The sequence below is a fragment of the Leptothoe sp. EHU-05/26/07-4 genome (assembly GCF_043421015.1).
Classification (GTDB): domain Bacteria; phylum Cyanobacteriota; class Cyanobacteriia; order Phormidesmidales; family Phormidesmidaceae; genus Leptothoe; species Leptothoe turfae.
In genome coordinates this window covers 349,745-374,658 of sequence record NZ_JAXSQV010000009.1, presented here as the reverse complement: position 1 = coordinate 374,658, position 24,914 = coordinate 349,745, and the positions used below count along the sequence as shown (strand labels likewise).

Here is a 24,914-nt window from a genome sequence, read left to right as displayed (position 1 = left end):
ACCACTGCTCAGCAACGGTATCTCTGGGACAGTTACCATTTTTAAACACTGCTGGCTTTTTGATGCATTCTTGTAAACATAGGTTAAAGGTGCCATTATCCTCTATGAACCCTGTGTCCCCTAAACCTGATGACCTGTCACCAACTGACCTTGCCGCAGAGAATGAACGATTGCATCAGGCACTGTTAGTGGCTCAGAGTGAATGCGAAAGCCTGGAGACGCTGATCAATATTGTGACCGAGCATTCTACTGTGTTGGAGAACTCGCTTAATCAGCAAAAGCGGGAAATGGCCAGTTACATTCAGCAGGTGAAAATTGTTACGTCAGCAGCAGCGGCTGTTCAACGTAATGCGTTCACCCCTGAGCACTTAGAAACAGTTATCAGTCGTGCTGACGAGTTGGGTACCCTGGCCCAGGTATTTACAGAAACAGTGTTGGCTGTCAAAGCCCATGAACAAACATTAATCAAAAATAATCAACACCTAGAGCAACTCTTGCAAGCCTACAGTCGATTTGTGCCTCAGGAATTTCTTCATTTTTTGCAAAAAGAGAGCGTGATCGACTTACATCTGGGGGACCATGTGAGTAAAGAAATGGCCATCTTGTTCTCCGACATTCGTGACTTTACGACAATGGCCGAGACCATGACTCCCCAGGAAAACTTCAACTTTATTAATAGTTATTTAGGGGATATTAGCCCAGAAATTGCTAATCATCATGGCTTGATTATGAAATATATGGGGGATGGCATTATGGCCGTCTTTCCCGATGGAGTAGATGATGCTCTACAAGCTAGCATTGCTCAAGCTCAACGACTACGAGACTATAACCAACAGCGCCAATCAAAAGGCTATGTAACTCTAAATGTGGGCACGGGGATCCATGTGGGGCAGATGATGGTGGGGATTGTTGGTGAGAGCCATCGCATGCAGTTGGATGCCATGGCTGACAACGTGAACCTAACAGCTCGCTTGGAGGGATTGACTAAATACTATGGGGTGCAACTGCTGATTTCAGAAGACGTTCTCCAAAAATTAACAGATGTTGATCGTTACTCAATGCGTCTAATTGATCGGGTCATTGTCAAAGGTCGTCACACCCCCATCACCGTTTACGAGGTGCTTGATGCGGAAGAAGAGACAATGCGGGCCAATAAGCTAAAAACATTACCAGAGTATTTACAGGCTCTAGACTTTTATCAGCAGGGGCAGTTGCTCAAAGCCCAGGTTTGTTTTCAAGAAGTTCTTCAGGCAAATCCTACTGATAAAGCTGTGCAGCTTTATTTAGACCGTTTACAGCTGCTTCAGCAGCAAGACTTGCCTGATGATTGGCAGGGGATTTGGGAGTTTAAACAAAAATAGGATACCTAATTCTTTGGAAGAATAACCTCAGATTTAATCATCCTGCTGCTGTAAACACCTATCTACCAGTTGCGCGATTTTTGCATACTCATAGTCTTTAGCAAACGCCATTAGCTGCTTGGTGGCCAATATTTGAGACGGGGGGATGTCTTGTAGTAACACTTTCACTTGCTTGCCATTGAGCCGCTGAGCTGCCTGATGTAGTTTCACTAACCAGTCTGGCGGCATGGTAGCCAATGCTACTGTAAGACTGTTATTAGTTGTCACATCTACAGGGATCACCTCTTTCTCTACGAGTGTTGCGTCCTCAGGTTGTTCAACAGCGTTACCCAGATTAATTGGAACTTCCACAGCGGAAGGAACTACAGTTGTGGCTGGTACTTTTAGGATCTTTTGATGGGAAATAACAGTATCAGTAGAAGATTTGCTACTCCCTAGTTTGTCTGACTTAACCAACACGTGAGCTGTGAAAGTGAAGATGCTCCCTTTCCCAAGTTGACTACTAACCTGAATATCCCCAGCCATTAACTGGGCTAGCTGCTGGCTAATGGGTAACCCTAAGCCAGTGCCAGTCTTTGAGTTTTCGCCGCTTTCAGTTTGTAAAAAAGGAATAAACAGCTTATATAACTCAGATTCGGCAATTCCTTCACCCGTATCTTCAATTTCAAACTGTAGAGAGAGGCCACTTTGTTGGTATTTTGTGTGGCCCACGCGTAAGGCTATATACCCAGCTTGGGTGAACTTTAAGGCATTACCCAATAAATTAATCAACACTTGCCGAAGTTTGGGGGCATCTCCAATCAGCTCCTTTGGCATAGTGGGTGAAATTTCAACTATAAACTGTAGCCCTTTCTGTTCTATACGCAGTCGGAATAAAGACTCAATCGTGGTGATTAGAGTACTCAAGGCGAAGGGATCTTGGCGTAGAGTTTGCTGGTTTGACTCCAGCTTAGCCATTGATAAAATGTCATTGATCAGTTCCAGTAAATGTTCTCCACTCTGGCTAATCATCTGTATGCGTTTCTGACTTGTTGCAGAAATGTTGTTATCACTGGCGACAAGTTGACTAAATCCTAAGATGGCGTTGAGGGGCGTTTTAAGCTCGTGACTCATGTGGGCAAGGAAGTTACTTTTTGCATGGCTAGCCGCTTCTGCAACTTCTTTGGCCTGATTGAGTTCTACGTTGGACTGTCGCAATTCAGCGGTGCGTTCAGCGACGGTTAATTCCAGAGCAGATTTTGCCTCTTCTAGAATGGCAACGGTCTGTTGCTGGGCTTTGACTTTTGTTTGGATAACCCGATCGTATTGGTAAAAAGCTGCCAGCCCAGCACTGCTTAACAATAGACTGGCAACCGCAGGTACCCAGGGAATCCACCAACCTGTTAACAGCATGATATAGCTAATGCCAACGATAGTGGCAGTGCTAAGGGAAACCCACAGTAGGCCATGCAGAGGCTTGCGCGTATATCCTGCAAGAGCAATCCCGACTAGCCCCCAGCCAATAATCCAGAGATATTCTTCTGGATCTGACCAGCTTCTAAATAAGGGACGTTGCTCAAGGGCGGCACTAATAATTTGGCTGACTGTGTGGGCTTGGATTTCAACACCATAGACAAAATCTAGCTCTGGGCTAATGACAGATTGGGTTGCTGCGTTGCTATAGTCTTTGATACTGGGTGTAGTGACGCCGATGAGAACAATGCGATCGCGAATCCAATCAGGATTGATATTGCCTGATAACACATCCTGAAATGTCACTACCCTAAAGGGTTGAGCGCTTTGACGAAAATTGAGCAAAGTTTGGACTGCGCCATCACCCGTATCTAAATTTACATAACTGCCAAAATTGGATTGAAGACGGGGTATTTCAGTATCACCAAAGCGTATGGTGGTCGGATCCTTATACCCATTGCCGATAAGAATGTTTTCTTGTTCTAAATAAGTTTGAGCTAATAATAATGCCAAAGAAAATCGGAACCCTTGATCTGTTTGGGTGCCGAGAATGGCACGGCGTTGCCAACCATCTTGATCAAAAGGGGCGTCAACAAACCCCACACGTTCTGCAGGTATTGTATGTGGCGGTGGAATTATAGGATAAAGGACTTTTTCAATGCCAATAATGTTTTCAATATCTTGCAAAGTGGTTCTTAACTCGTTATGACCTGGCTCTACAGGTAGATCTCTAAATAAGTCTAAACCAATGACCCGTGGTTCGTGACTATGGAGCGTATGTAGCACTTTGGCAAGGGGACGATCGGGGATGGGATAGGTGCCGATGGATTGAATGGTTTCCTCGTTGATGCTGACCAGCAAGATCCGTTCATCGGTGGGTTCTTGGGGGTGCGATCGCAAAAAAGCATCCAAAGCTTGCCATTCCAAAGGTTGAAATGCCCCTGCCAAGCGGCCAGCTGTAATTAAGCCTAGAAACAGCAAACCGGGTAGCAGTCCAACTTGTAAAACTGCTATCTGGTTACGAATACTGCCCCAGGTCCCAAAAATCAATCAGTCGTCTCCCAAAGATAGTGTCATTATTCTAGCTGCAACCAAAGTTTACATCGCCTGAAATCATCTTTGGAGTTAGAGTTAGCCATCTGATCAGTACACCTTGCATGTCTTAACATCCGGTATTCACCTTAAAACTGTGGGAAATGGTGTGTAGAGAATGATGAGTGTCTCAGGTTACCCTCCTTCCGTAGAAACTATTACCTTTTATCAGGGTCGGATTATAGTGTGGGGTAACGATGGCTTGAGACTGAAATTAACAGGATCTTCTCGTAGAACTATGAAATACTTTAAAAATTTTCAATATATGGCTATGAGACCCTCACAAAAAAGCTCTTTGTTTTCAAAACGTTGTTATCAATTAATACTGGGGACTTTACTGTTAACGTTGCCGTTGAATCCTGTTCACGCTCAACAGTATAATCCTCCCAGCGGTAGTCCTCCGCAAACTGCAACTGGTTCAAATGGCTCACGTGGTTGTCGAGGAATATATGATGTACCGCTAGTGGGATTAGCTCCAACGTTGATGAATCATGTGGGGCAAACGACTACGATCACCCCCACCCTAGCCTGGTTTGTCCCGACAGCTGACCCCTATCGCATTAGAGTTTCTCTCTATACAATTGACCAAGAAAACTTACTATACGAGACAGAGTATGAAGACACTATCCCAGGAATTATGAGTTTTTCAATCCCTGAAGATGTCGGTTTAGAACCTGATGGGCGTTATCTTTGGGAGGTCAACATTGACTGCGATTTGGATAATCCCACTTATCAGGAGTATTTTATAGCCGAGGTTGACATCGTTTCTCCTCCAGCAGAGCTGGCTGCTGCTGTAGCTCTAGCTCCCACAGCCTCAGAGAAGGCATCACTCTATGCAGAAGCCGGCTACTGGTACGATGCTTTTAAGGAAGCATTGAGTGCCTCAGAAGATGTGAGTTTTGTACAAACACTATTATCCAGTTTAGCTGCTTCCGAAGAAGACTCCCTTCAGAAACAGTACTTATCTGAAGTTATTGAAATCATTGGTAACTCAGATATTAATCCGTAATCGACTTCGAGAGATTGAACGACTCATCCTCCCAGTGGGACTCTAACTGTCGTAGCAATTGGAGCCACTGGGATTCACTATTTTTGAGTAAATCGCAAAAATCATCGGGTGTTTCGATGCTGTCGAAGTAGTTAGCGGCGGCTGGTTCTGCAGGATTCCAAGGATAAGGAGTATCATCGCTCAAAATGCTATAAAGCATTTCCAGCTCAATGTACTTAAGGTCGGTTTGAGAAAACATCATCGAACAGAGGAGTGATGAAAATTACTGACAGCCCACTGCATCGCCTATGGGATTCTACAATCTCACTATGACAACTACTTTTAGTAAAATCAATCCTGAAAAGTTCAGATTTATTCCTGAAAAGTTCAGATTTATTCAGGTAAAAGTTCAGTTTAATTGGGTTTCTACGTAGAAATGGATCCTTAGGCCCACTTTTTACCAGTATTTTCTAAATACCTGGTGGCATATGATACAAACTTCTAGATACCAGCTATATGTGCAAGAATAGTTAGAACTTGATCGGACCTATGCTCAGGTTTGCCCATGGATACAAAACATCTAACTGTAGAACTTAGCGAGCAGGCACTAAAAAATTTAGTAGCCTATTGCGAGCAGTCTGGTCTGGATTCATCCACAGTTATTCAATCGTACTTGTTGACATTGGGAGCACCTCAGTCAACTCTTTCTAAAGAACCTACTGTTACGTCCGAAGATCAACAGTGTGAGCATAATCCTCTTACTCAACTGCAAAAAACAATCAGCGAGCTTGAGCGTGAAAAAATAGATTTAGAGATTCTGCTTGACACTACTCTGGAACACTCGGACTATATTACGCATCAACTACGTATTGCTAAGGTGACTGCTGAGTTGGCAAACCAATCTAAAAGTAGGTTTTTGGCTAGGATGAGCCATGAGTTACGCACACCCTTAAATGCGATTTTGGGATTTAGCCAACTGTTAGAAAATACCCCGTCCCTGAGTTCTCAACAACGAGAACAACTGACTATCATCAATCGAAGTGGAGAGCATCTGCTGACTTTGATCAATGACATTTTAGATATGTCTAAGCTGGAAGCAGGTAAAACCATTGTTAATCCAAGCATCATCAATTTGCATACACTTTTGCAGGCTATGCAGGCTATGTTTAAGCTCAAAGCAGATGCCAAAGGCTTAGAGCTGATCCTCAATTACTCTCCTGAACTACCTCAGTATGTTGAAACGGACGCCGGAAAATTAAAACAAGTTTTAATCAATTTATTAGATAATGCCATTAAATTCACAGAGATTGGTCAGGTGTGTCTTAGGGTTAGTTTTGAAACATTGGCAGCTGAGCAACAAGGGGAAACATCGTCTAGAACTCCATGTACGTTGTACTGTGAAGTAGAAGACTCTGGGCCTGGGATTGCTGAGAGTGATCTCGAAGTCATCTTTACCCCCTTTGAACAAACTTCAGTAGGTCGTAATATCCATCAAGGAACTGGGTTAGGGTTATCCATCAGTCGGCAATTTATTCAATTGATGGGTGGTCAATTGACAGTCAATAGCCGAGTTGGAGTCGGCTCTAAGTTTGAACTCCATATACCTGTTTACCAATATTCTGATGAGATGATGTCTGTGGAGATACCTGCAGAGCTGTCTGTAGCTTCTGCTATTGAGCATTTATCCAAGCTTGATGGTCAAGAGCGTCAAATTCAAATCAAAGAGAATAATATAAACAAAATTGAGTCATTATCGTCATCAACTGCAGCATCATTGGATGAAATGCTAAATGATATGCCGCCCCAATGGTTAAAAGAGCTACATTATGCAGCGAGCCAATTAAAGGGGAAACAGGTGATGCAGTTGATTCAGCAAGTATCAGAGGAGAAAGCAGCCCTTGCGCACCACTTGAGAGAACTAGCCGAAAATTATCAGTTCAACAAGATAACTGAGATGACAATGCGTTAAAAACTAAGGCTTTAAACTGGAATGATGATAAAAGTGTTGTTGGCTTTTGTGGGCAATCTGTTGATCGTGGTCTGGGACTTGATACGCTAGAGCATGGCTACGGCATCTATCGATTAACCAGCAATCGCGCTTTCCGTAACACAAACCTGAGTACTGCCCCCCAGTGAGAAATAATATCGGTCTGAGCGTTAAAGGGTTACAACGACACTATGTTGATGCCATTGCCGCCGCTTTGTTTGGCCTGTTGCAGAGCGCGATCGCATCCCTCTAAAAACGCCTCCAGTCCCATATCCGCTATCGGCTGCGCTGTGATTATCCCAATACTCAGGGTTTGATCAATTTTCTCAACAGCTTGCAACAACTTCTGGGCCATTTTCTCTGCTGTTGTTGTATTCGGTAAAACGATGGCAAAGACTAACGTGCCATAGCGACCAACCAAATCATTAGAACCCTGGATTGTTTGCTTCAGCACCTGGGCCACTTGAGTTAGACACTGATCGCCCGCTGTCGGGTTTCCCCCTTCCCCATAAAAATTAAAATTATCTACCTGGACCAGCATCAAACTTAAAGACATTTGGGATTGTACCGCCTGCTGCCAACACTGCAGCAAATAGGCATCAAATCGACGACGATTGGCCACCTGGGTCAATTCATCCAAAGCAGCTAGGCGCTGTAGTTCTTGAATCGCCTGCTGCAGCTGAGCATTTTGTGCCTTGAGCTGACGTTGCAGCTGTTGTACCTTGAGCTGATTTTCTACCCTGGCCAGCACTTCCACCACCTTGAAGGGCTTAGAAATATAGTCACTCCCCCCTGCCGAAAATGCTTTGACTTTGTCCCACGCTTCATCCAGGGCACTGACAAAAATGATAGGGATCTCCTGGGTGGTTGGATTCGCCTTGATCTGCTGACAGACGGTGTACCCATCCATATCGGGCATATGAATGTCCAGCAAGATCAAATCTGGCTGTTCTAGCGAAACGGCTTGCAGCGCCACAGTGCCATTGATGGCCTGCTGGACTTCATAGCCCTGCTCTTCGAGCAAATCGGATAGCAGCCTCAGGTTTTTAGGCTGATCGTCCACCAGCAAAATGGTAGAACCTGATAAAGGTTTAACCGATGGTACAGCGGTTGGCGCTGTAGTGGCTGGTGTGACCGGTGGTACAGCCGCTGCAGCAGCAGCAGCGGCAATTGGTGCCGTAACCGGTTTAGGAGCAGGGGCAGCACTGCGCATCGTCTGTTCTAGGAGCCCGCGCACATTAGCTTTTGTAACTTTTTGATCCAATGATTGAGAAATCAGCTGCCAAAGTTTAGGCGCAACATCTTGCTTGACATATTTAGCTGAGTATCCACATTCTTCAGCAATCTGGTCATAGGTTTTGCGTTCTCCCTGGAGAGCGGCAATCAAAATTTGGCGTTGTAGCTCACTACAGAACGTGTCTGTCTTTTTGTGGATAAGAGTTTCAGCAAATTCTAGAATACTGTCAGTGTCGCTCATGGATAACGCTTATTAAATCTGGCCTACGTTCAGAAGAGTAAGTTGACCGTAGAAAATCAGCTTTCTCAACCACTGCAATGACAGTGGTTGAGAAAGCTTAAACTGTCGTGAGTGTAGCAAACCCTTCAGATTCATTGTGGATAGGGTTATAAATATTATCTGAGCCGCATTATCTGAGTCGTTGAGTAAAACCATAAGCTTATTTTTTGACAAGCCCTAGGCTGGATGACCTGACAAAAGGGTAGTTAGTTGACCGTAGTCATAATTTTCGGCGAGTTGCTTCAAATGGTTAGCCACCGCTATTTCAGACTCTGGCATCTGGTTCAGGAGTTTCATCACCTGGCGACCATTAAGCCGCTGTGAGGCTTGTTTGAGTTCGGTTAACCAGTTTGCAGGCATCGTGGTCAGGGCTTGGGCAATGGTACTAGATGTGATTGGGGTGTTTGCTCCTTTTGCTAGCTCCCCTAAATCTGAAACGTCGGGTTCGACTTCATGATTTTTTGTTTGGACAGCAGGGTCTAATCTTGCTTCAAGTGTTGGTGGTTCTATTGCCTCAACGGTACTTTGGCTTTGAACCGTGAAGGAAAATACTGTGCCTTCTCCCAGTTGACTTGTAACCTGAAACTCTCCCCCCATGAGTTTGACAAACTGTTGACTGATAGAGAGACCTAAACCAGTGCCAGTTTTGGATTTAGTGCCACTGTCAGTTTGTTCAAAGGGGACAAATAATTTAGGTAGTTCATCGACGGCAATGCCTTCGCCGGTATCTTCCACACTAAATTCTAAGCATGGCTGCTCAGCCTCAGAGCAAGGCCGCACCCGCACACCGATGTGTCCCTGGTTCGTAAATTTGAGCGCATTACTCAAGAGATTTAATAGCACCTGACGAATCTTTTTCTCATCACCGACAAACTGAGGCGAGACATCTGGATCAGTCTCGATGAAAAATCTCAATCCTTTCTGTTCCACCCGTAGTTGAAAGAGGGCCTGAATGGTTTCTGTTAATTGGATAATCTCAAATAGACTCTCCTTTAGGGGGTGCTTACCAGCCTCCAATTTAGAGAGTTCCAAAATGTCATTGATTAAGTGCAGCAGGTGTTCCCCACTATGGCGAATCAAATTGAGACGCTTTTGATGGGTCTCTGCCAGGTCTGTAGCCTTAGCCATAATTTGGCTAAAGCCAATAATGGAGTTGAGGGGGGTGCGTAGCTCGTGGCTCATGTTGGCAAGAAACTTGCCTTTAGCTTTGCTAGCCATTTCGGCTTCATCCCTGGCCAACTTCAGTTCAACCGTGCGTTCTGCCACCTTTTGCTCCAGGGTGGTATAAAGCTGTGAGTTTTCTAATGAGATGGCTATTTGGGTGGAAAGGAGACCCAAAATCTGCAGACGATCGCGGGTAAAGGCTCCTTCTACCAGGTTGTTTTCTAAATATAGAACGCCGACTAGCTTGCTCTGGTGTACCAGGGGAGTACAGAGTACAGACTTGAGCTGGTGTTGCTGAATGTAGGGATCTTGGGCGAAGTCGGCAAATTGATCCGTGGCGTCGGGTGCGATCGCATTCGTCAGCACCACACTCTTCTGAGTCCGCACCACATAGTTAAACAGCCCAGTGGGAATATGCCCCTGAATGGGTAACCCCATCAACACCCGAATCGGTTTATTGACTGCTCCAGTTGCTTCAATCCTGTACTGGCCCTGATTTTCAAGAATGAGATGGCCGGTTTGGGCCCCGGCATTTTCCATCACCACTTTCATCAGCTGCCCCAGCAACTTCTCCTGGACAATCTCCTGGGCAATGGCCTGGGACGCCTTCATCAAAGACTGGAAATCAACGGTTTCAGTCCCCGACGCGAGACTAAACTGCACTGCCGTAGACTGGGAATCAAAAATGTACCCTCTGGGGGAATGGCTGGTGATCGCCAACAGATTTGGGTAGTGCCGCTTCAGCTGTTTCACTTTGGCATGGGCTCCCCAAAGTTGATAGGTATAGCTGGCCTTTTGCAAGTAGGTTTGGGCAAAATCTCGCTTGTTTTGTGATAACCAAAACCGACCTGCCAACTCATTTGCTAAGGCTTCATCCTGGATAAATCCTTGGGTTGCTGCCTCTGTAATTGCCTGATCGTACCCCCCAAACGCTTCCCATGGTCGCTCGTCAAGGCGAGCGAGTTCTGCATTTACCAGCCAAACCTTATGCAAGAAGTTTTCAGGACAGGTGTTGGCCCAGTTTTTAAGTTCTTGCTGCAGACTTGAAATTTCTTCCAGGTAATCCCTTTGCTGTTGGGGAGTTGCCTCTGGATAAAGTTGGATCAAAATAAGGGAGGTGTACAGGTTGAGTTCAGCATTGGAAATCACCCCCAGAATATAACTTTGCAGTTCCCTGGCTTGTCGGGCATAGTCCAGGGCTAGCTCAAACTCCCTGTCCATATAGCCCATAATGGCTTTGAGAATGTAGTAGCGGCAGAGGCCACTAAAACTTTTGTGGTCTGTACAGGCTTGAATATAGGATGTTTCCACTGCTGCGGGTAACTGAGCCAGGTCGTCCTCCGCAGAGACTTCAGCTGGGGCCTCTGCCAAAGGAGTTAATAACTGCTGGAGAACTAACTCATATCCCCGTAGCGCATCGATAGCCCACTGATTCTTGACCTGGCGACAGAACGCTAGGGCATCTTGCAAATCCACCATTAAGGCTTCCAGGTTTTTGCCCTGAAAGAACAAATTGGAAATGCGATAGCTGATGGTGTAGCCCACATATTGCAGTTCACCGGATTCTAAACCTACCTGTGCCCCGGTTTGGTTGATGTCGTCGGCCTCTTTGACAGGTTTGACCCATGAGTGCACAAAGTTACTCAAAATAAAGCAGGCCCGCGATTTCTGAGTTAAATTGTTATATCGTTCACTCAGTCTGAGAGATACTAAGCAGGACTCATAGCTGGCTTCATAGTTACCTAAGGCTGAGCCCAGCAGCGTGCCATAGTTGGAATAGCCATAGCACGACTCAGCTACATTGCCATGGTCTAAAAACAGGTTAATGGACAGAACAACGACGATTTGCCAGGCAGCCTGGTTATAACGATAGGCTGCTGACCCAATATTAGAAAGGATTTTAACCGCGAGCTGTTGCTCAGGATCAACAATTTCAGGCAGCTCTAGCAGTGACGCCAGGGGACGATCGTCCAAACGGGCCTGAAGATGGTTGCAGCTTTGGGTAAAGGCTGCTGAAAAATTCTCTCGGGGAAAGTCAATGTTAAACAGCTGTAGTGCCTGCCGACCGTAATCCAGTGCCTGGGCATACTCAGTTTTAAGGGTGGACTGAATTACCAGTAGGTTATATGCCTCAGCTCGGTCCATGACCGTTTGAGCTTGGGTTAAAACAATTTCCAACAGTTGACGGGAGATGTCAAAATTACCCAGAAGGTACTCCACTTCTGCCTGGGCTTGATGCAGCGCCAGAGTCAAGGAATAGTGATTATTCCAGCAATTGTCTGGTAAACAATCTAGCCCCACATCAAGATAGGTGTGGGCAGCGTCGTAGGCAGTAGCATCTTTGGACTTTTGAGCCGCTTTTAAATTGAGTTCAGCCAGCTTCAATGGAAAGCCTGTATCGGTATTGTGTCTGCGGCCAATGTTGAGGTGATCAGCAACATCAAACAGGGTATCACTCCAGTCTCCTGCTGGAACCGTATGCCATAGCAGTTGGCCAATGGACAGGTGTTGCTGTTGCCGCTGGCTGTCGCTCATGGTGTCATAGGCAGCCTGCTGCACCCGATCATGTAAAAATCGGTATTCTTGAATCAGTAAATTGGCATCTGTTTGTGATGTGGTTAAAATCAGTCCGGCCTGGACAGCCACCATCAGGTCTGGGGCAATATCTGTATCTGGTTTGCGCTCAAGAACAGCCAAGGTTTTCAGGTCAAATTGGGTCCCTACACAAGCGGCTAGACAGAGCAGCTGCTGAGTGTCTGGAGGTAGCTTTTTCAGCTTGACCAACATTAGCTCTACGACATTGTCGGTAATGTCTTGAGCTTGAACCTGTTGAATATCCCATTGCCAATGACACTGTTGCCTATCAAAGTAAACCAGGTTTTCGGCAGCAAGGGTTTTGAGAAACTCGTTTACAAAAAAGGGATTACCGTTGGTTTTTTGGGTGATTAGCTGGGCAAGGATATCAACAGCTGTCAGATCGCAGCGGAATGTATCCGATAACAGGGACTGGATATGCTGGTGGGTCAGGGGGTGGAGAGCCAGGTGGCGAGGGTTAACACCTTCCTCCTTCAAGGCCTTGAGCACCATCATCCAGGGATGTGTGGGACTGACTTCATTATCCCGATAGGCCCCAATAAACAGATGGGACTTCATTTTAGGATTGGTCAAAATCAGTTGGATCAGCTGGAGGCTTGCCGCATCAGCCCACTGTAAGTCATCCAGAAAAATTACCAGGGGGTGGGTGGGATCGCTAAAGACTTGAACAAAGCGTTGGAAAACTAAATTAAAGCGATTGCGGGTTTCTGTTGCCCCCAGCTTAGGGACAACGGGCTGAGGGCCAACGACCAACTCTAAATCTGGAATCACATCCACAATCACCTGACCGCTGTTTCCCAAGGCCTGCAGCAGTTTTAGTTTCCAAGATTGCAGTCGCTCTTGATCCTCAGTCAGTAATAACCGTATCAGGTTGCTAAATGCATCCACTACAGCCGCGTAGGGGGTATTTCGCTGCACCTGGTTAAACTTACCGGAGATAAAATATCCCTTCTTCTCAGTAATAGGTTTATAAACTTCCTGAACCAGGACCGATTTCCCAATGCCTGAATGACCCGTGACCAACAACAACTCGGTCTTTTCTGCCGTGGCTACCTGGTTAAAGATTTCGAGCAACTGGTTAATTTCAGCTGCACGACCATAGAGTCTTTGGGGAATTTTGAGCTGGTGGGGATAATCCTGACTGGCCAGGCTAAACTGTTCTACAGTTCCCTCGGTTTCTAACTGGTGTAAACACCGCTGCAAGTCTGCCTGAATACCCTGGGCACTTTGGTAACGCTCTTCAGCTGTTTTACTCAGCAGCTTTAGAACAATGTCTGAAATAACCGTGGGTATATCCGGTCGTTTTTCTTGTAAACAGGGTGGGGATTGAGCTAAATGTTGATGGAGGACTTCTAAGGGATCGTCGGCATAAAACGGTACGGTTTGAGTTAACAGTTCGTAGAAGGTCACCCCCAGAGAATAAAAGTCTGTGCGATAGTCCAATAGCCGGTTCATCCGACCCGTTTGTTCAGGGGAAATATAGGCCAGGGTGCCTTCTAATACATTTGGACTTTCTAACCGGACACTGGTTTGGGGTACCTGGGTGGCGAGACCAAAATCGATCAGCTTTAACTCTTGTGAGATCTCATTGAAAACAATGTTAGAGGGATTAATGTCCTTATGGATCACATTGGCTCTGTGAATGTATCCTAATGCCTGGGTGATTTTGATGGCAATGGTGAGAAACTGGTTTATGGCCATTGCCCCACCATGAAGCAGATTTTTGAGGGACTTACCGCCAAAGTCCTCTAGAACAATAACAAGAGTTTTTTCATGGGATTCTAATCCATAGGCTTGAACAATATATTCATTGCCAGCTGATGTTTCGTTTTCTGTGGAAGGGGACAGGTTTGTCCCAAAGTTGGCCTCCCCAGGAAAGGCAAGATGTTGCAAGATGCTATATTCCTGGCGGAAACGTGCTAAAGCCTTTGAGGACGGATAATTGTTTTTAAGCTGTTTGATAATGACAGTCTGTCCCTGGGTCAAACCGTTTCCCTCCGACAGCACAGTTCCTCGATACACCAGGGACTGTGTACTTTCGTAAATCTTATTTTGAATGTGATATTGAGATGATTGAAGCAACTGAGCCAATCTCCGTCACATTTTGAGGGATAGCTAAGATCATACTGAATTTTCCTAACCTTTTCTGGTCAAACACCTGAACTTTTCGGGATTTTTTCTGCTTGCTATCACCGCAATACTTGAGTCATCTCAAACGATTGGCTATGCGGTAAGGGGCTTAAGTGATGCAGACTATTATCCCGATAACGTCGTCATTAAGAACTCAGAACTTGACTCGCTCTGCCCATGGCCGTTCTGGTTCATGGAAATGGAAGCAACTTATGACTGGTTTGACCCTGTGGGCATTAGGCGAAGTTCTTTTAGGAGCGGCTGGGTTAGATGACTTGGCAGACTATAGCGAATTTCTATCTGATCGCTATGAGATTGTCCTATTAGCTAAAGCGTTTTGAAAAACCTGAATTTAAACCTGAATAAACCTGAACTTTTCGGTATTTTTTTTGCTGTAGCTTTCCGCGATATTGGACCTTGTCCATGGCATTTTCTCAGGAGGCACTGCCATGAATACAACCTTGCAATTTGATGCCCAAGCCCTTAGTACGATGGATTTGGTACCGTTACTCAAACGCTACCAACTGCTGCCGCAATTACAGCGAGATCTGATCATTGATCAAGCGATCGCATCCATTCAACTCACACCTGACGATATTAGAATTGCCTGTCAGCAGTTTGACATGCGATATAACTTATTCTCAGTAGAAAACCAGCAGGCATTTTGTCGTCAACGAGGGCTGGTGCCAGACGAATTAGAAGCCTTAGCCATTCGCCAGTTTAAAGTCCAACGATTTAAAGAGGATAAATGGGCGCATCAGCTAGGGTCTTTGTATGCCAAACGTAAACATGATTTTGACCAGGTGATCTATTCGCTCATTCGTACCCGCGATAGCAATCTGGCCCAAGACATCTATTTTCGCATTCAGAAAAACGAAGATACCTTTGCTAACCTAGCAAAAACCTACTCTAAAGGGTCATCAGCTGAAGTGGGTGGTTTAGTGGGGCCTGTGTCTCTGATGCAGCCTCATCCTGCTATTGCGCGACTGTTGTCAGTGAGTCAAGTAGGTCAGCTATGGTTTCCCATTCCCATTGGCGAATGGTTTGTTATCTTGCGGCTGGAAGAGCGGGTGTCTGCCGAATTAAACGATAGCTTGAAACAGCGTTTACTGGATGAATGCTTTGACACCTGGTTGGCAGCACAGATGAAAGGTATGACCTAAATCCTTCGAATCGCACTATCCTTAAACGAAATCCAATGGACTAGATAAGCGTTATTGTCTCTAGATTCATGCGCCATTTTCAAAACGCTAAGCTCAGTCTTCGTCAGGCCCTGGTGGTGTCGTTTGTTGTGCAACTTATGGCAGCAGTCGGATTGACAAGCTGGTTAGCATTTCGTAATGCTCAGAAGTCAGTGGATGATCTGGTCAAGCAGATCAGTGATGAGGTGACTACAGGGGTGGAAACCCATGTCAAAACCTTTGCTGATACTCCTCACCAGTTTTTACAACTCAATGTGGCGGCAATTGAGGCGGGGTATTTTGATTTGACCGACTACGATGCTATGGCCCACTACTTTTGGGAGCAGATCCAAATCTCTGAAGCCGTTCCCTATGTTTATTTTGGTAATCCTGATGGAGAGTTTGTCGGTATATGGCGTGAGAATCAGGATCTCACCACCTTAAGAATCAAAGATCAGCGCACAGTCCCTAACCGAGAGATTTATCAGTTAGATCAGCAGGGCGATCGCAAAACGTTACTCAATCAGGATGGGTTTGATCCAAGAACACGCCCCTGGTATCAAGCAGCCGTGGCGGCTGGGCAATCTACATGGTCCCCAATTTACGTATTTGCGAATCCTCCCCGTTTGGGGATTACCCATGCTGTACCCGTAGTGGCGGACCAGCTGTTAGGGGTGCTGGCGGTGGATTTGACACTATCTAACATCAGCGACTTTTTACGACAGCTGAATGTCAGTGACAATGGCCAGGTCTTTATTGTTGAACGTTCAGGGAATATTGTTGCCAGTTCGGTACCAGAACCTCCGTTTCTAAAGGTAAATCGACAAGAGGAACGACTGGCGGCAATAAAGAGCCGCCATCCCTTAATTCATGCCGCTACCGAAGATTTATTGCAGCAGTTTGACAGTTTTGAACACATTACAACCAGTCAGCGGTTTACGTTTAAGCTAGATGGCCAGCGGCAATTTTTACAGGTCACTCCAATTCAAGATGGCCGTGGGCTGGACTGGCTGATGGTGGTGGTGATTCCCAGGGCAGACTTTACGGCCCAGATTGATACAAATACTCGTAATACGTTGGTTTTGTGTGCGATCGCACTGGCCGTCGCTATCCTCTCTGGCATTGCCACTGCCCGATGGATTACGGCCCCAGTAATGGCCATGGCCCAAGCCTCAGAAAAACTAGCTCAAGGAGATTTAGAGCAGCAAATAGTCCCCAGCCCCATTGCCGATATTGATACCCTGGCCGGAGCCTTTAATAAAATGGCCAGTCAGCTCAAGGATTCTTTTGAGGCACTGCAGCAGAGTGAAACCACTAATCGTGCCATTGTTGAAGCCATTCCTGATCTGCTTATCCATGCAAAGAGAGATGGCACCTATTTAGACATTGTTAGTTACAATCGCTTGCAACGGGTTTATGGTGTAACCAAATTTTTGCCTGGTAACACGGTGGATGAATCATTACCATCTGATTTGGCTAAAAAAAGAATGCATCATATTCAGCAGGCATTACAAACAGGAGAACTGCAAGTCTACGAACACCGCATGATTTTGGATGGTCAGATCCAGGATGAAGAGGTGCGTATCTCAGGGTTAGGAGATGATGAGGTGCTGATCATGGTGCGTGATATCAGTGCTCGCAAACAGGCCGAAGAAGCGTTGGCCCAGGCAAACCAGGTATTGGAACAAAAGGTAGCCAAACGTACTGAATCCCTTGCCCAAAGCCAGCAAACATTAGCAAAAAGTAACCAAGAACTGAGGGCAACGTTGCAAACTCTTAGAGCCACTCAAGTAGAACTTCAACAGGCTAAGGAAAAAGCAGAAAGTGCAAACCGAGCCAAATCAGAATTTTTGGCCAATATGAGTCATGAACTCCGCACCCCTCTCAATAGCATTATTGGCTTCACCCAAATTCTTGGCAAAGACACATCCTTTAAGCCTGAGCAGCAGCAGCGTCTAACTATTATCAACCGCAGCGGTGAGCATTTACTGTCCTTGATCAACAATATTTTGGAAATGTCCAAAATTGAGGCAGGGCAAATTGTGCTCAATGCTAAATATTGTGATTTGCATGAAACTCTCAGAGACATTCAAGGGATGTTTTGTCTCAAAGTGCAAGAAAAAGGGTTGCAGTTTCGCATAGAACCTGATGCTAGTCTACCCCAGCATATCTATGTTGATGAAGGGAAGCTACGGCAAATCTTGATTAACTTAGTCGGCAATGCGGTGAAATTTACTGAAAAAGGAACCGTGACCTTAAAGGCTAGTGTGGATAGTGCTCAACAGCCTACTTTGCACTTAGATATAGAAGACTCGGGGCCTGGTATTCCTAAGGAGGATTTAGAACAGTTATTCGTTCCCTTTGAACAAACTACTGCAGGACATAAGATTAAGCAGGGCAGTGGCTTAGGGCTATCGATTACAGATAAATTTGTCAATCTCATGGGAGGAAAGATAACGGCCAGCAGTACCGTTGGTTTAGGCACCTGTTTTCAGGTGTCTTTGCCAATTGAGATTGCTGACAGTGAGTCTTTCCCGGTGCAACGTTACACCGAGAAGGTGGTCGGTTTAGTGCCAGATCAACCTGACTATCGCATGTTGATTGTGGATGATGAACCGGATAATTGTTTGGTCATGTTAGATTTGCTCAGACCGGTTGGCCTTTCGGTCCGAAAGGCAAGTAATGGGCAAGAGGCGATAGAAACCTGGAAAGAGTGGCAGCCCCACTTGATCTGGATGGATTTGAGAATGCCTGAGATGGATGGCTATGAAGCGACTCGTTGGATTCGAGAAGAGGCAGAAAAAGCAGAGGCAGAGGAAGTCGAGAGAGATAATTCAAAACTCAAAACTCAAAACTCAAAATCTCCGATAATTATTGCCCTGACAGCCAGCGTATTCGAAGGTAAGCAGGAATTAATGCGTCAGGCTGGGTTTGATGACTTTGTGCTCAAGCCGTTTCAAGAAGAGAGTATTTGGAAAAAGATTAGTGAACATTTGGGAGCTGAGTTTGTCTATGACTCGGTCAGTGTTCCCCCTAATTTGACTAACGCTACAACGCCTGAACCTGTTACCACTGATGAGCTAGCAGCAGCGCTAAAAGCTATGCCTACTGAGTGGGTGAGCGAGCTAAAACAGGCAGCTAGCTCCCTTAAGGGTAAACGGGTAAAACAGCTACTTAGTGAGATATCAGTGACGTCCAATGGTGCTTTAAATAAAAGGGGAAATGCTATTGTTGCTCGCTTCAATGCCTTAGTTGAGAATTATCAGTTTGATGAGATTATTAGCTTACTAGAGACTTAGGGCTGTTAAGAAACAAGTTCAGGATTTGGATGCGGCAACTTATACTCTTACCGCGCCGTAAGTTACACATAAAGTTGGTCCAACTTAATAGCGGAATTAAGAGTTCGACGTTGAATGGTAGTGCTGGATTTGCCACAGCACAATCACCCAGTAATCCTTCAGCTGCCATTAGTAGCGCGATCTCACCACCCATAGAAATTCAAACGTCCCAACATGAGAATACTGCTCCCTTGCCCGAGTAATCTCTTGCCGAGCGGCAGTAAAAATTTTCTCTTTAGTTATGCTGGCAGATTTTTGCTCCTGCTCCTGAAGTTTTTGATACCCATTGATTAGATGTGAGCTATTCACCCCATTCAACTAATTTCGAGCACTTATTTTCATGACACCTGAATAAACCTGAACCTTCTCCTAAATAAACCTGAACAAAACGGAATTTTTTTCGCCGATTTTTTTTGCCATAGTTAGATCATCACAACAAAACCTACACACAATATCCTAGGAGCCAAACACCATGATTAGTAAGACTATGACTAATAAGACTATCTCTTTTCAAAAGCAGACTCCTGCCTGGGCTGGAGATACTTGGCTATCTCATTTTGTTAATCGGTTAATCAGTACCAAGCCATTATATGCCTTAATGAAACAGCAAGCCCGACAAGTATTGATTAAAAAGGCAGAGAGAAAAGGAATTCCATGGCGTGAGACAGTTCAGACATTGGTAACCTCTGATGTAAAAAAATGGTTACCTCAGTTGAACAATCCTACTGTTACCTATCCTGACTATTATCAGGCCCCTTTTCACGCTTATGCCAAAGGAAACTTATGTTGGATTGCAGCGTTTGAAACGGAACCAGCTACCTACGCCATGCCATTACGAATTTGGCCAGCTTTGAGTTGGGAGGCAGCCCAGGCAAAGCTACGCACTAATATTCATCAAGTTCTCGATCAATATGGCCCAAATGATGTCAAAAATCTCCTTGATGTGGGTTGTTCGATCGGCATTTCCACTCAATATCTCCATCAGCACTACACCCAACGCCAAAACCACGCAGTTCGCACTGTCGGTTTAGATCTCTCCCCTTATATGTTGTCTGTAGCAAAATATCGCGATACCAACAATGAAATTGCCGAATGGCGTCATGCTCAGGCAGAGGAAACAGGCTTACCTAATGCCTCTTTTGATTTAGTATCGCTACAGTACGTTATCCACGAACTGCCTCGCAAGGCAACCCAGAAAATTTGCCAGGAAGCCTTTCGTCTATTGCGTAAGGGAGGCAGCATAGCCCTGGTGGACATCGATCCTAAGTCTCCCCATATTCAGAATTTGAATCCCATTTTGTCAACCCTTATGAAGAGTACCGAACCCTGGAGTGACGACTACTATACCTTTGATATAGAAACTGCTTTGAAGCAGATCGGGTTTAATGCTGTAATCACTAAGGCTTGTAATCCTCGCCATAGAATCATCATTGCTACAAAATAAAAGGGCTATCAAATAAGATTTCAAGTAGCTTAGCAAGCAAAATCAATTAAATTCCACACACCTCACTGGGCCATAGCATCAGAGAACCTCTGAATCCTTTAGTCAATACCCAATCAGTCCACTCCACAGTGATCGCAGACACAAACCAAGGAAACTTGATGGTTGTGTAAGCAGACAGTGGGCTTATCCTGCAAAGGGGTTAGTGTGCCACTGCCCGGCGTACAGTGGATTCACAGACAAACTATTGCATAACGTCCTATCTCGAACCTTATATCGTCTAAGAGTTAGGTAAGTAGACAGAACCCTGTATTACTTTCCTAATTTTAGGCACCCTCTATATCTAACCCGAAGCCCTCCGTGAACCTTAGTGTCCGTGGAGGGCTTCTTATTTGAAGCGAGGCTGTAGTATCGCGTAGGCAGAAAAGGGATGGCTCGAAAGTGAGAGATCGCACATCCACCTGTAACAACGATCACAAAACGTCCATCGGAATTGATAGGCAGCCCGCTGTTTCCCTACTCAGAACAAACAAAACAACGTTCATCCACCCCCTCGGAGTTCGAACGCCCACCGACACACTCACACACCTATCAGGACTTTATCTATGAAACTCACTCATCTTGGTGCATCCTACACTCCCACTGCCCAGACTATTGAAACCATCGAAACCAATACTGAGCTGTCCTTTATGGGTCGCACCTTCAAAATGAGAGCCCCCAAGGCCATGCCTGCTCAGTCTGCTGCTCGCAGCCTCACCTATCGCGGCATTCGCTACAGCGGCTAAGCCAAATTCCAACGTTCGATACAGCACAGTGAACGGCCTCTGACAGCAGTGTCAGAGGCTTTTTTATTGGGCTTTGAGCAACCTGTGATGCTGATCACTTAGTTTACTCAGCCAATCTCAGAAACCCCTTAAGCAACCTTCAGTTATCGGTCAGATAGCGTTCAGCTAACCCCGGCATTCTTGTAATCAATGAAGTCAATCACCGATTCCCAAAGGAGCTTTAACTATGAAACGCACACTTCTTTCTGCTTTAACTGTTCTCGTTGCCTCTGCTGCGATCGCACCCGTTGCCTCCGCTGTTGAGCCTGCTAACTTCAATATCCAAGAAGCCCGCCTTGAAGCCCTCGACCGCCGCACTAAGAACAGCGTTCACAAGCTGCGCCTTGAGCACCTCAACAACCAGACTAAGGCCATTGAAGATATCCAAGCGGCTCGTCTGGATGCTCTCGATGCTCGTACCAAAGCTGTTGAGAATATCCAGGCTGAGCGCTTAAACGCTCTCGATGCTCGCACTAAGAACAGCGTTCACAAGCTACGCCTTGAGCACCTGAATAACCAAACCAAAGCGGTTGAGGATATTCAAGCTGCTCGTTTGGAAGCATTGGATGCTCGAACTAAAGCTATCGACAATATCCAGGAAACTCGGCTAGATGCACTGGATGCTCGTACTAAGTCCGTCGTCCGCTAACAGATCAGACTCTCCTACACACACTCCAAGTCTCTGCCGACCAGGTGGAGGCTTTTTTATGGGATAAAATCCAGGCTAATAGCACGTGCTATCCCAGGGCAGGCACAAGGCCTGTCCCTACGAGATTATCAATAGCAAATTATTCGACGGTCACCAGGGGCAGCTCATTCCAATGGGTGGTGTAGCGTTGGGAGAAATACTCTGACCGCATGCCCCAGATGGGTGCCAGGCCCATTGCGCCATACTTGACCGCATCAGCCAATAGCTTGTGTTAATCTGATCCAGCGTTGCCATTAGCCGGGCTCGCTTTTCGTCATGGACTGGCTCACCCAGCAGGCTACCTTGGACTTCATCGGCCTGCACCAGCTCTGTGGCAATCACCTTTGCTTTGAGATAGTCATAGCCAGGTTCATAGGCCATTTCTACCAGCTGCATGGCGACCTGAATTAATCGGCCAGTGTCATTGGTGGGTGGGTCTAGCTGTACTGTCCGTGCGGCTGAATATTGATTCTCTTTTTGGTAATAGCTGGTGCGCATGATAACGGTAAAACAACCGGCCAGCAGATTATCCTGGCGGAGTTTTTCGGCGCAGCGGGTGGTGTATGTGGCGAACTGACAAGTCAGCGCTTCGCTATCGCTTCTTTCAAATCGGAAAGTTCAGTGACCAGGTGGCCAAAGGACCGCGATACGATGCGCATTTTCTTGGGAGGGGCTACGGGTTCCATGGCAAAGCAGGGGGTGCCCCGCAGTTCTAGAACTGTCCGCAGGCCAAAAATGCCAAATCGTTTTTTGATCCAGCTATCCCGTGCTTGCTTGAGCTGGAGTGCGGTTTTGATACCTGCCTGGAGCAGCTTGACTTTGTTGCGACGGCCAATGCCCCAGACTTCGCCCACGTCGATAGTTGCTAGCAATCCGTCTATGTCGTCTACGGTTTCGAGGTTAAGGACGCCGTTGGTGGTTTGCGATCTCTTCGCTACATGGGCCGCGATCTTGGCCAGGGTTTTGGTGGGGGCGATGCCGACGGATACGGGGATATTGGTCCATTGCTTGACGGTGCGGCGAATGGTGTGGCCATAGTCGGTCAGGTCCAGGTGGGTAAAGCCGCCCAGACCGAGAAAGGCTTCGTCGATGGAGTATTGTTCGACTTCGGGGCTAAACTCCCTTTGTAGGGTAACTCTTTAAGGCGGGAAATAAATACAGCTTTCAGGTGTGTATAAATAAACACCTCAGTCAAAGACCAGAAAAAGAGCTCTGCAGCAATGCTCAGAGCCATGTATCGTACCCATGCAAAGTAAAGTTGGGAACGATGTCTCTTACTATACGAGAGCGCAGTCAAAAAGTCGCCGATTGTATCAAAACGAATGCAAAGCAAGGGATAGAGTCGATAGCAACCACCCTTGGCATCAGCAAAAGTAGTGTGCATCGTCATCATCAGGCCATTGCACGTCGCAACCAGCATCCGGAATCAGGTTTGTGGGAAACTGCGGCTGGGACTGCCTGGCTATTACGTCTGGTGGTGGGGGTGATCTATCACTTTGGCATTAAGCACGGGGTAGGAGCCGAGAGCCTATCGGAGTTCTTCAGAGCCGTTCACCTCGATACCCATGTGGGGAGTTCTGCGAGTGCGCTACGTCAACTCAAACACCGTCTCTATGAGGCCATAATGGCCTACGAAACGGCGCAAGCCGAGCAGTGCCAACCGGTCAACAAACCTGGCATCTGTCTCGGAGGGGATGAAACCTTTTTTGGCCTGCCGATTCTGGTGCTGGTGGAGTTAGCCAGTGGGTTCATTTTTACAGAAGTGGAATGTGAGAACCGCCGTTATGACACTTGGCTCAAACAGACTGAGACCTGGTGGCATCAGACCCAATGGCAGTGTCACTTTATGGTCAGTGATGGAGCTCGTGCCTTGGTCAAACTAGCGCTCTGCGGTCTGGGAACAGCCAGTGTGGCGGATCTATTCCATGCGATGCGGGCGCTCGGACGTCCTATCGGCAGTGCTCTGGGACGTCAACTCGCTCAGCTTGAAAAACAAGTAGACACCCTTCACCACCAATTAGGCCAAACAACAGACAAGGCCAAGCAACAGGTCTTGTCTTCGCAGCTAGAGTCCCTCTCTCACCAACACCAACAGCTTGAACAAGATCAACACATTTACCATCAGGCCTTGGCAGACATTAGCCAAGCGGTCCATCCCTTCACGCTCGACACGGCCCAATGGCAATTCTTCGACGGCTTAACCACACAACTGACCGTTCCCTTGAGCACCTTGAGCAAGTTGACTTGTCTCTATGGGGGCGATACGGCTCAAAAAGCGATTGCCACCTTTCAAGCTCAGATCCCCCATTTTGCCACGGGGATTCATGCCTGGTGGCAGTGGGTGATCCAGGCCTTAGCCACTGAAACTCAGGAGGTTGACCTCCAAAATTGGGTACTGACAGCCTTGTTGCCCTGGGTCTACTGGTTACAACAAGCTGATAAAACTCGACAGCCTCACCTCAAATCTCGCTATCAACAGGCCGCTAGCGATGCCTATGATCAGCTCATGGCCCAGACGATGACCCTACAGATGGATGCCCCTCAACACCAACACTGGGTGCAGTGGTGTCAGTGGATGTGTGCAAAGTATCAACGCACCTCCTCTGCTGTCGAAGGGCGCAATGGCTATTTGTCGCAGCGCCATCATGTCAACCGAGGCTTTTCTCATCAGTCGTTGAAGGTGCTTACCATTATTCACAATTTCGACCTGAAACGACCCGATGGCACCACCGCCGCACAACGACTCTTTAGACAGCCTTTTCCGGACCTATTTGAATGGATTCTCAGTACGATTGATGAGCTGCCAATGCCTAGACGGTCATATAAAGCACATCAGATACAACCGTTACACGCAGAACTTTTCCCGGCTTAAGTTGTTACCCCTTTTGTAGGGTTTCTATTACCCGGCGGGACATGTCTTTGTAGAGGACCGGATTAGAGGAAAAGACATGGAGGTGGTTTTGTTGTACCAGGTGGCGAATGGAGTACAATGTTGCTTGCATTGGCACCAGTTTCTTGGCCTCGGCAGAGCGGGCAACAACACAGCCGTCATTATTGGATAATACCGCTACTGGCTTACCTTCCAGATCTGGTCGAAAGACTCTTTCACAGGAAACGAAAAAACTGTTGCAATCTACAAGGGCTAACATTTTGTTGC

At 46.4% G+C, this 24,914-nt stretch carries 16 protein-coding genes and 3 pseudogenes; 10 read left to right on the top strand and 9 right to left on the bottom strand.

Annotated elements, in window-relative coordinates; genetic code table 11:
• The first annotated feature begins 104 nt into the window (after window positions 1-104).
• Window positions 105-1,361 (top strand): adenylate/guanylate cyclase domain-containing protein, encoded by a 1,257-nt coding sequence (locus U2F10_RS35855; protein ID WP_499874852.1) that lies wholly within the window; start codon window positions 105-107, stop codon window positions 1,359-1,361.
• Between the two features lie 33 nt (window positions 1,362-1,394).
• Here the strand turns inward: U2F10_RS35855 and U2F10_RS35850 are convergent, their stop codons facing one another.
• Window positions 1,395-3,863 carry a CHASE2 domain-containing protein gene (locus U2F10_RS35850; RefSeq protein ID WP_499874851.1) on the bottom strand — a complete coding sequence of 823 codons (2,469 nt, stop codon included), beginning with the start codon at window positions 3,861-3,863 and terminating at the stop codon, window positions 1,395-1,397.
• Window positions 3,864-4,257: 394 nt separating this feature from the next.
• Between U2F10_RS35850 and U2F10_RS35845 the strand changes: the two genes are divergently transcribed.
• A complete protein-coding gene (locus U2F10_RS35845; RefSeq protein WP_163665531.1) occupies window positions 4,258-4,914 on the top strand; it encodes a DUF928 domain-containing protein in 657 nt (218 codons plus the stop codon).
• Here U2F10_RS35845 and U2F10_RS35840 read toward each other — a convergent pair.
• On the bottom strand, window positions 4,904-5,155 hold the full coding sequence (locus tag U2F10_RS35840; RefSeq protein WP_163665529.1) for a hypothetical protein: 252 nt from the start codon (window positions 5,153-5,155) through the stop codon (window positions 4,904-4,906). The genes U2F10_RS35845 and U2F10_RS35840 overlap by 11 nt on opposite strands.
• Before the next feature lie 303 nt (window positions 5,156-5,458).
• On the opposite strand from U2F10_RS35840, the gene U2F10_RS35835 reads away from it, so the two are divergent.
• The gene (locus U2F10_RS35835; protein WP_499874850.1) at window positions 5,459-6,862 is read left to right on the top strand and encodes a sensor histidine kinase; all 1,404 of its coding nucleotides are present in this window, start codon (window positions 5,459-5,461) and stop codon (window positions 6,860-6,862) included.
• 196 nt (window positions 6,863-7,058) lie between these two features.
• On the opposite strand, the gene U2F10_RS35830 is transcribed toward U2F10_RS35835, so the two are convergent.
• The gene (locus tag U2F10_RS35830; protein ID WP_499874849.1) at window positions 7,059-8,357 is read right to left on the bottom strand and encodes a response regulator; all 1,299 of its coding nucleotides are present in this window, start codon (window positions 8,355-8,357) and stop codon (window positions 7,059-7,061) included.
• A 216-nt stretch (window positions 8,358-8,573) separates the two neighbouring features.
• Window positions 8,574-14,237 (bottom strand): AAA family ATPase, encoded by a 5,664-nt coding sequence (locus U2F10_RS35825; protein ID WP_499874848.1) that lies wholly within the window; start codon window positions 14,235-14,237, stop codon window positions 8,574-8,576.
• A 164-nt stretch (window positions 14,238-14,401) separates the two neighbouring features.
• Here U2F10_RS35825 and U2F10_RS35820 point away from each other — a divergent pair, with 164 nt between their 5' ends.
• The 6 genes from U2F10_RS35820 (at window position 14,402) to U2F10_RS35795 (ending at window position 21,718) form a co-directional block, all read left to right on the top strand.
• Window positions 14,402-14,626: a hypothetical protein gene (locus U2F10_RS35820; protein WP_499058328.1), complete on the top strand. Its 225-nt coding sequence runs from the start codon at window positions 14,402-14,404 to the stop codon at window positions 14,624-14,626.
• 108 nt (window positions 14,627-14,734) lie between these two features.
• Window positions 14,735-15,448 carry a peptidylprolyl isomerase gene (locus tag U2F10_RS35815; protein WP_499874847.1) on the top strand — a complete coding sequence of 238 codons (714 nt, stop codon included), beginning with the start codon at window positions 14,735-14,737 and terminating at the stop codon, window positions 15,446-15,448.
• 68 nt (window positions 15,449-15,516) lie between these two features.
• The gene (locus U2F10_RS35810) at window positions 15,517-18,765 is read left to right on the top strand and encodes an ATP-binding protein (protein WP_499874846.1); all 3,249 of its coding nucleotides are present in this window, start codon (window positions 15,517-15,519) and stop codon (window positions 18,763-18,765) included.
• A 511-nt stretch (window positions 18,766-19,276) separates the two neighbouring features.
• Entirely contained in the window at window positions 19,277-20,248 is a 972-nt protein-coding gene (locus U2F10_RS35805; RefSeq protein WP_499874845.1) for a class I SAM-dependent methyltransferase, read from the top strand.
• Window positions 20,249-20,850: 602 nt separating this feature from the next.
• Window positions 20,851-21,030 (top strand): DUF4278 domain-containing protein, encoded by a 180-nt coding sequence (locus U2F10_RS35800; protein ID WP_499874844.1) that lies wholly within the window; start codon window positions 20,851-20,853, stop codon window positions 21,028-21,030.
• Window positions 21,031-21,256: 226 nt separating this feature from the next.
• Entirely contained in the window at window positions 21,257-21,718 is a 462-nt protein-coding gene (locus U2F10_RS35795; RefSeq protein WP_499874843.1) for a hypothetical protein, read from the top strand.
• Between the two features lie 139 nt (window positions 21,719-21,857).
• On the opposite strand, the gene U2F10_RS35790 is transcribed toward U2F10_RS35795, so the two are convergent.
• The 4 genes and pseudogenes from U2F10_RS35790 to U2F10_RS35775 form a co-directional block, all read right to left on the bottom strand.
• Window positions 21,858-21,929, bottom strand: a complete 72-nt coding sequence (locus U2F10_RS35790; protein WP_499874865.1) for a DUF4113 domain-containing protein — start codon at window positions 21,927-21,929, stop codon at window positions 21,858-21,860.
• Window positions 21,930-22,111: 182 nt separating this feature from the next.
• Window positions 22,112-22,342: pseudogene (locus U2F10_RS35785) on the bottom strand (DinB/UmuC family translesion DNA polymerase); the annotation flags it as partial.
• Complete coding sequence (locus tag U2F10_RS35780) at window positions 22,339-22,611, bottom strand: hypothetical protein (RefSeq protein WP_499874842.1); 273 nt, start codon at window positions 22,609-22,611, stop codon at window positions 22,339-22,341. The pseudogene U2F10_RS35785 and the gene U2F10_RS35780, both read right to left, overlap by 4 nt.
• Before the next feature lie 147 nt (window positions 22,612-22,758).
• Window positions 22,759-22,827: pseudogene (locus tag U2F10_RS35775) on the bottom strand (hypothetical protein); the annotation flags it as partial.
• Between the two features lie 197 nt (window positions 22,828-23,024).
• On the opposite strand from U2F10_RS35775, the gene U2F10_RS35770 reads away from it, so the two are divergent.
• Window positions 23,025-24,629 (top strand): DUF6399 domain-containing protein, encoded by a 1,605-nt coding sequence (locus tag U2F10_RS35770; protein ID WP_499872382.1) that lies wholly within the window; start codon window positions 23,025-23,027, stop codon window positions 24,627-24,629.
• 10 nt (window positions 24,630-24,639) lie between these two features.
• On the opposite strand, the pseudogene U2F10_RS35765 reads toward U2F10_RS35770, so the two are convergent.
• Window positions 24,640-24,906: pseudogene (locus U2F10_RS35765) on the bottom strand (Y-family DNA polymerase); the annotation flags it as partial.
• Window positions 24,907-24,914 lie beyond the last annotated feature (8 nt).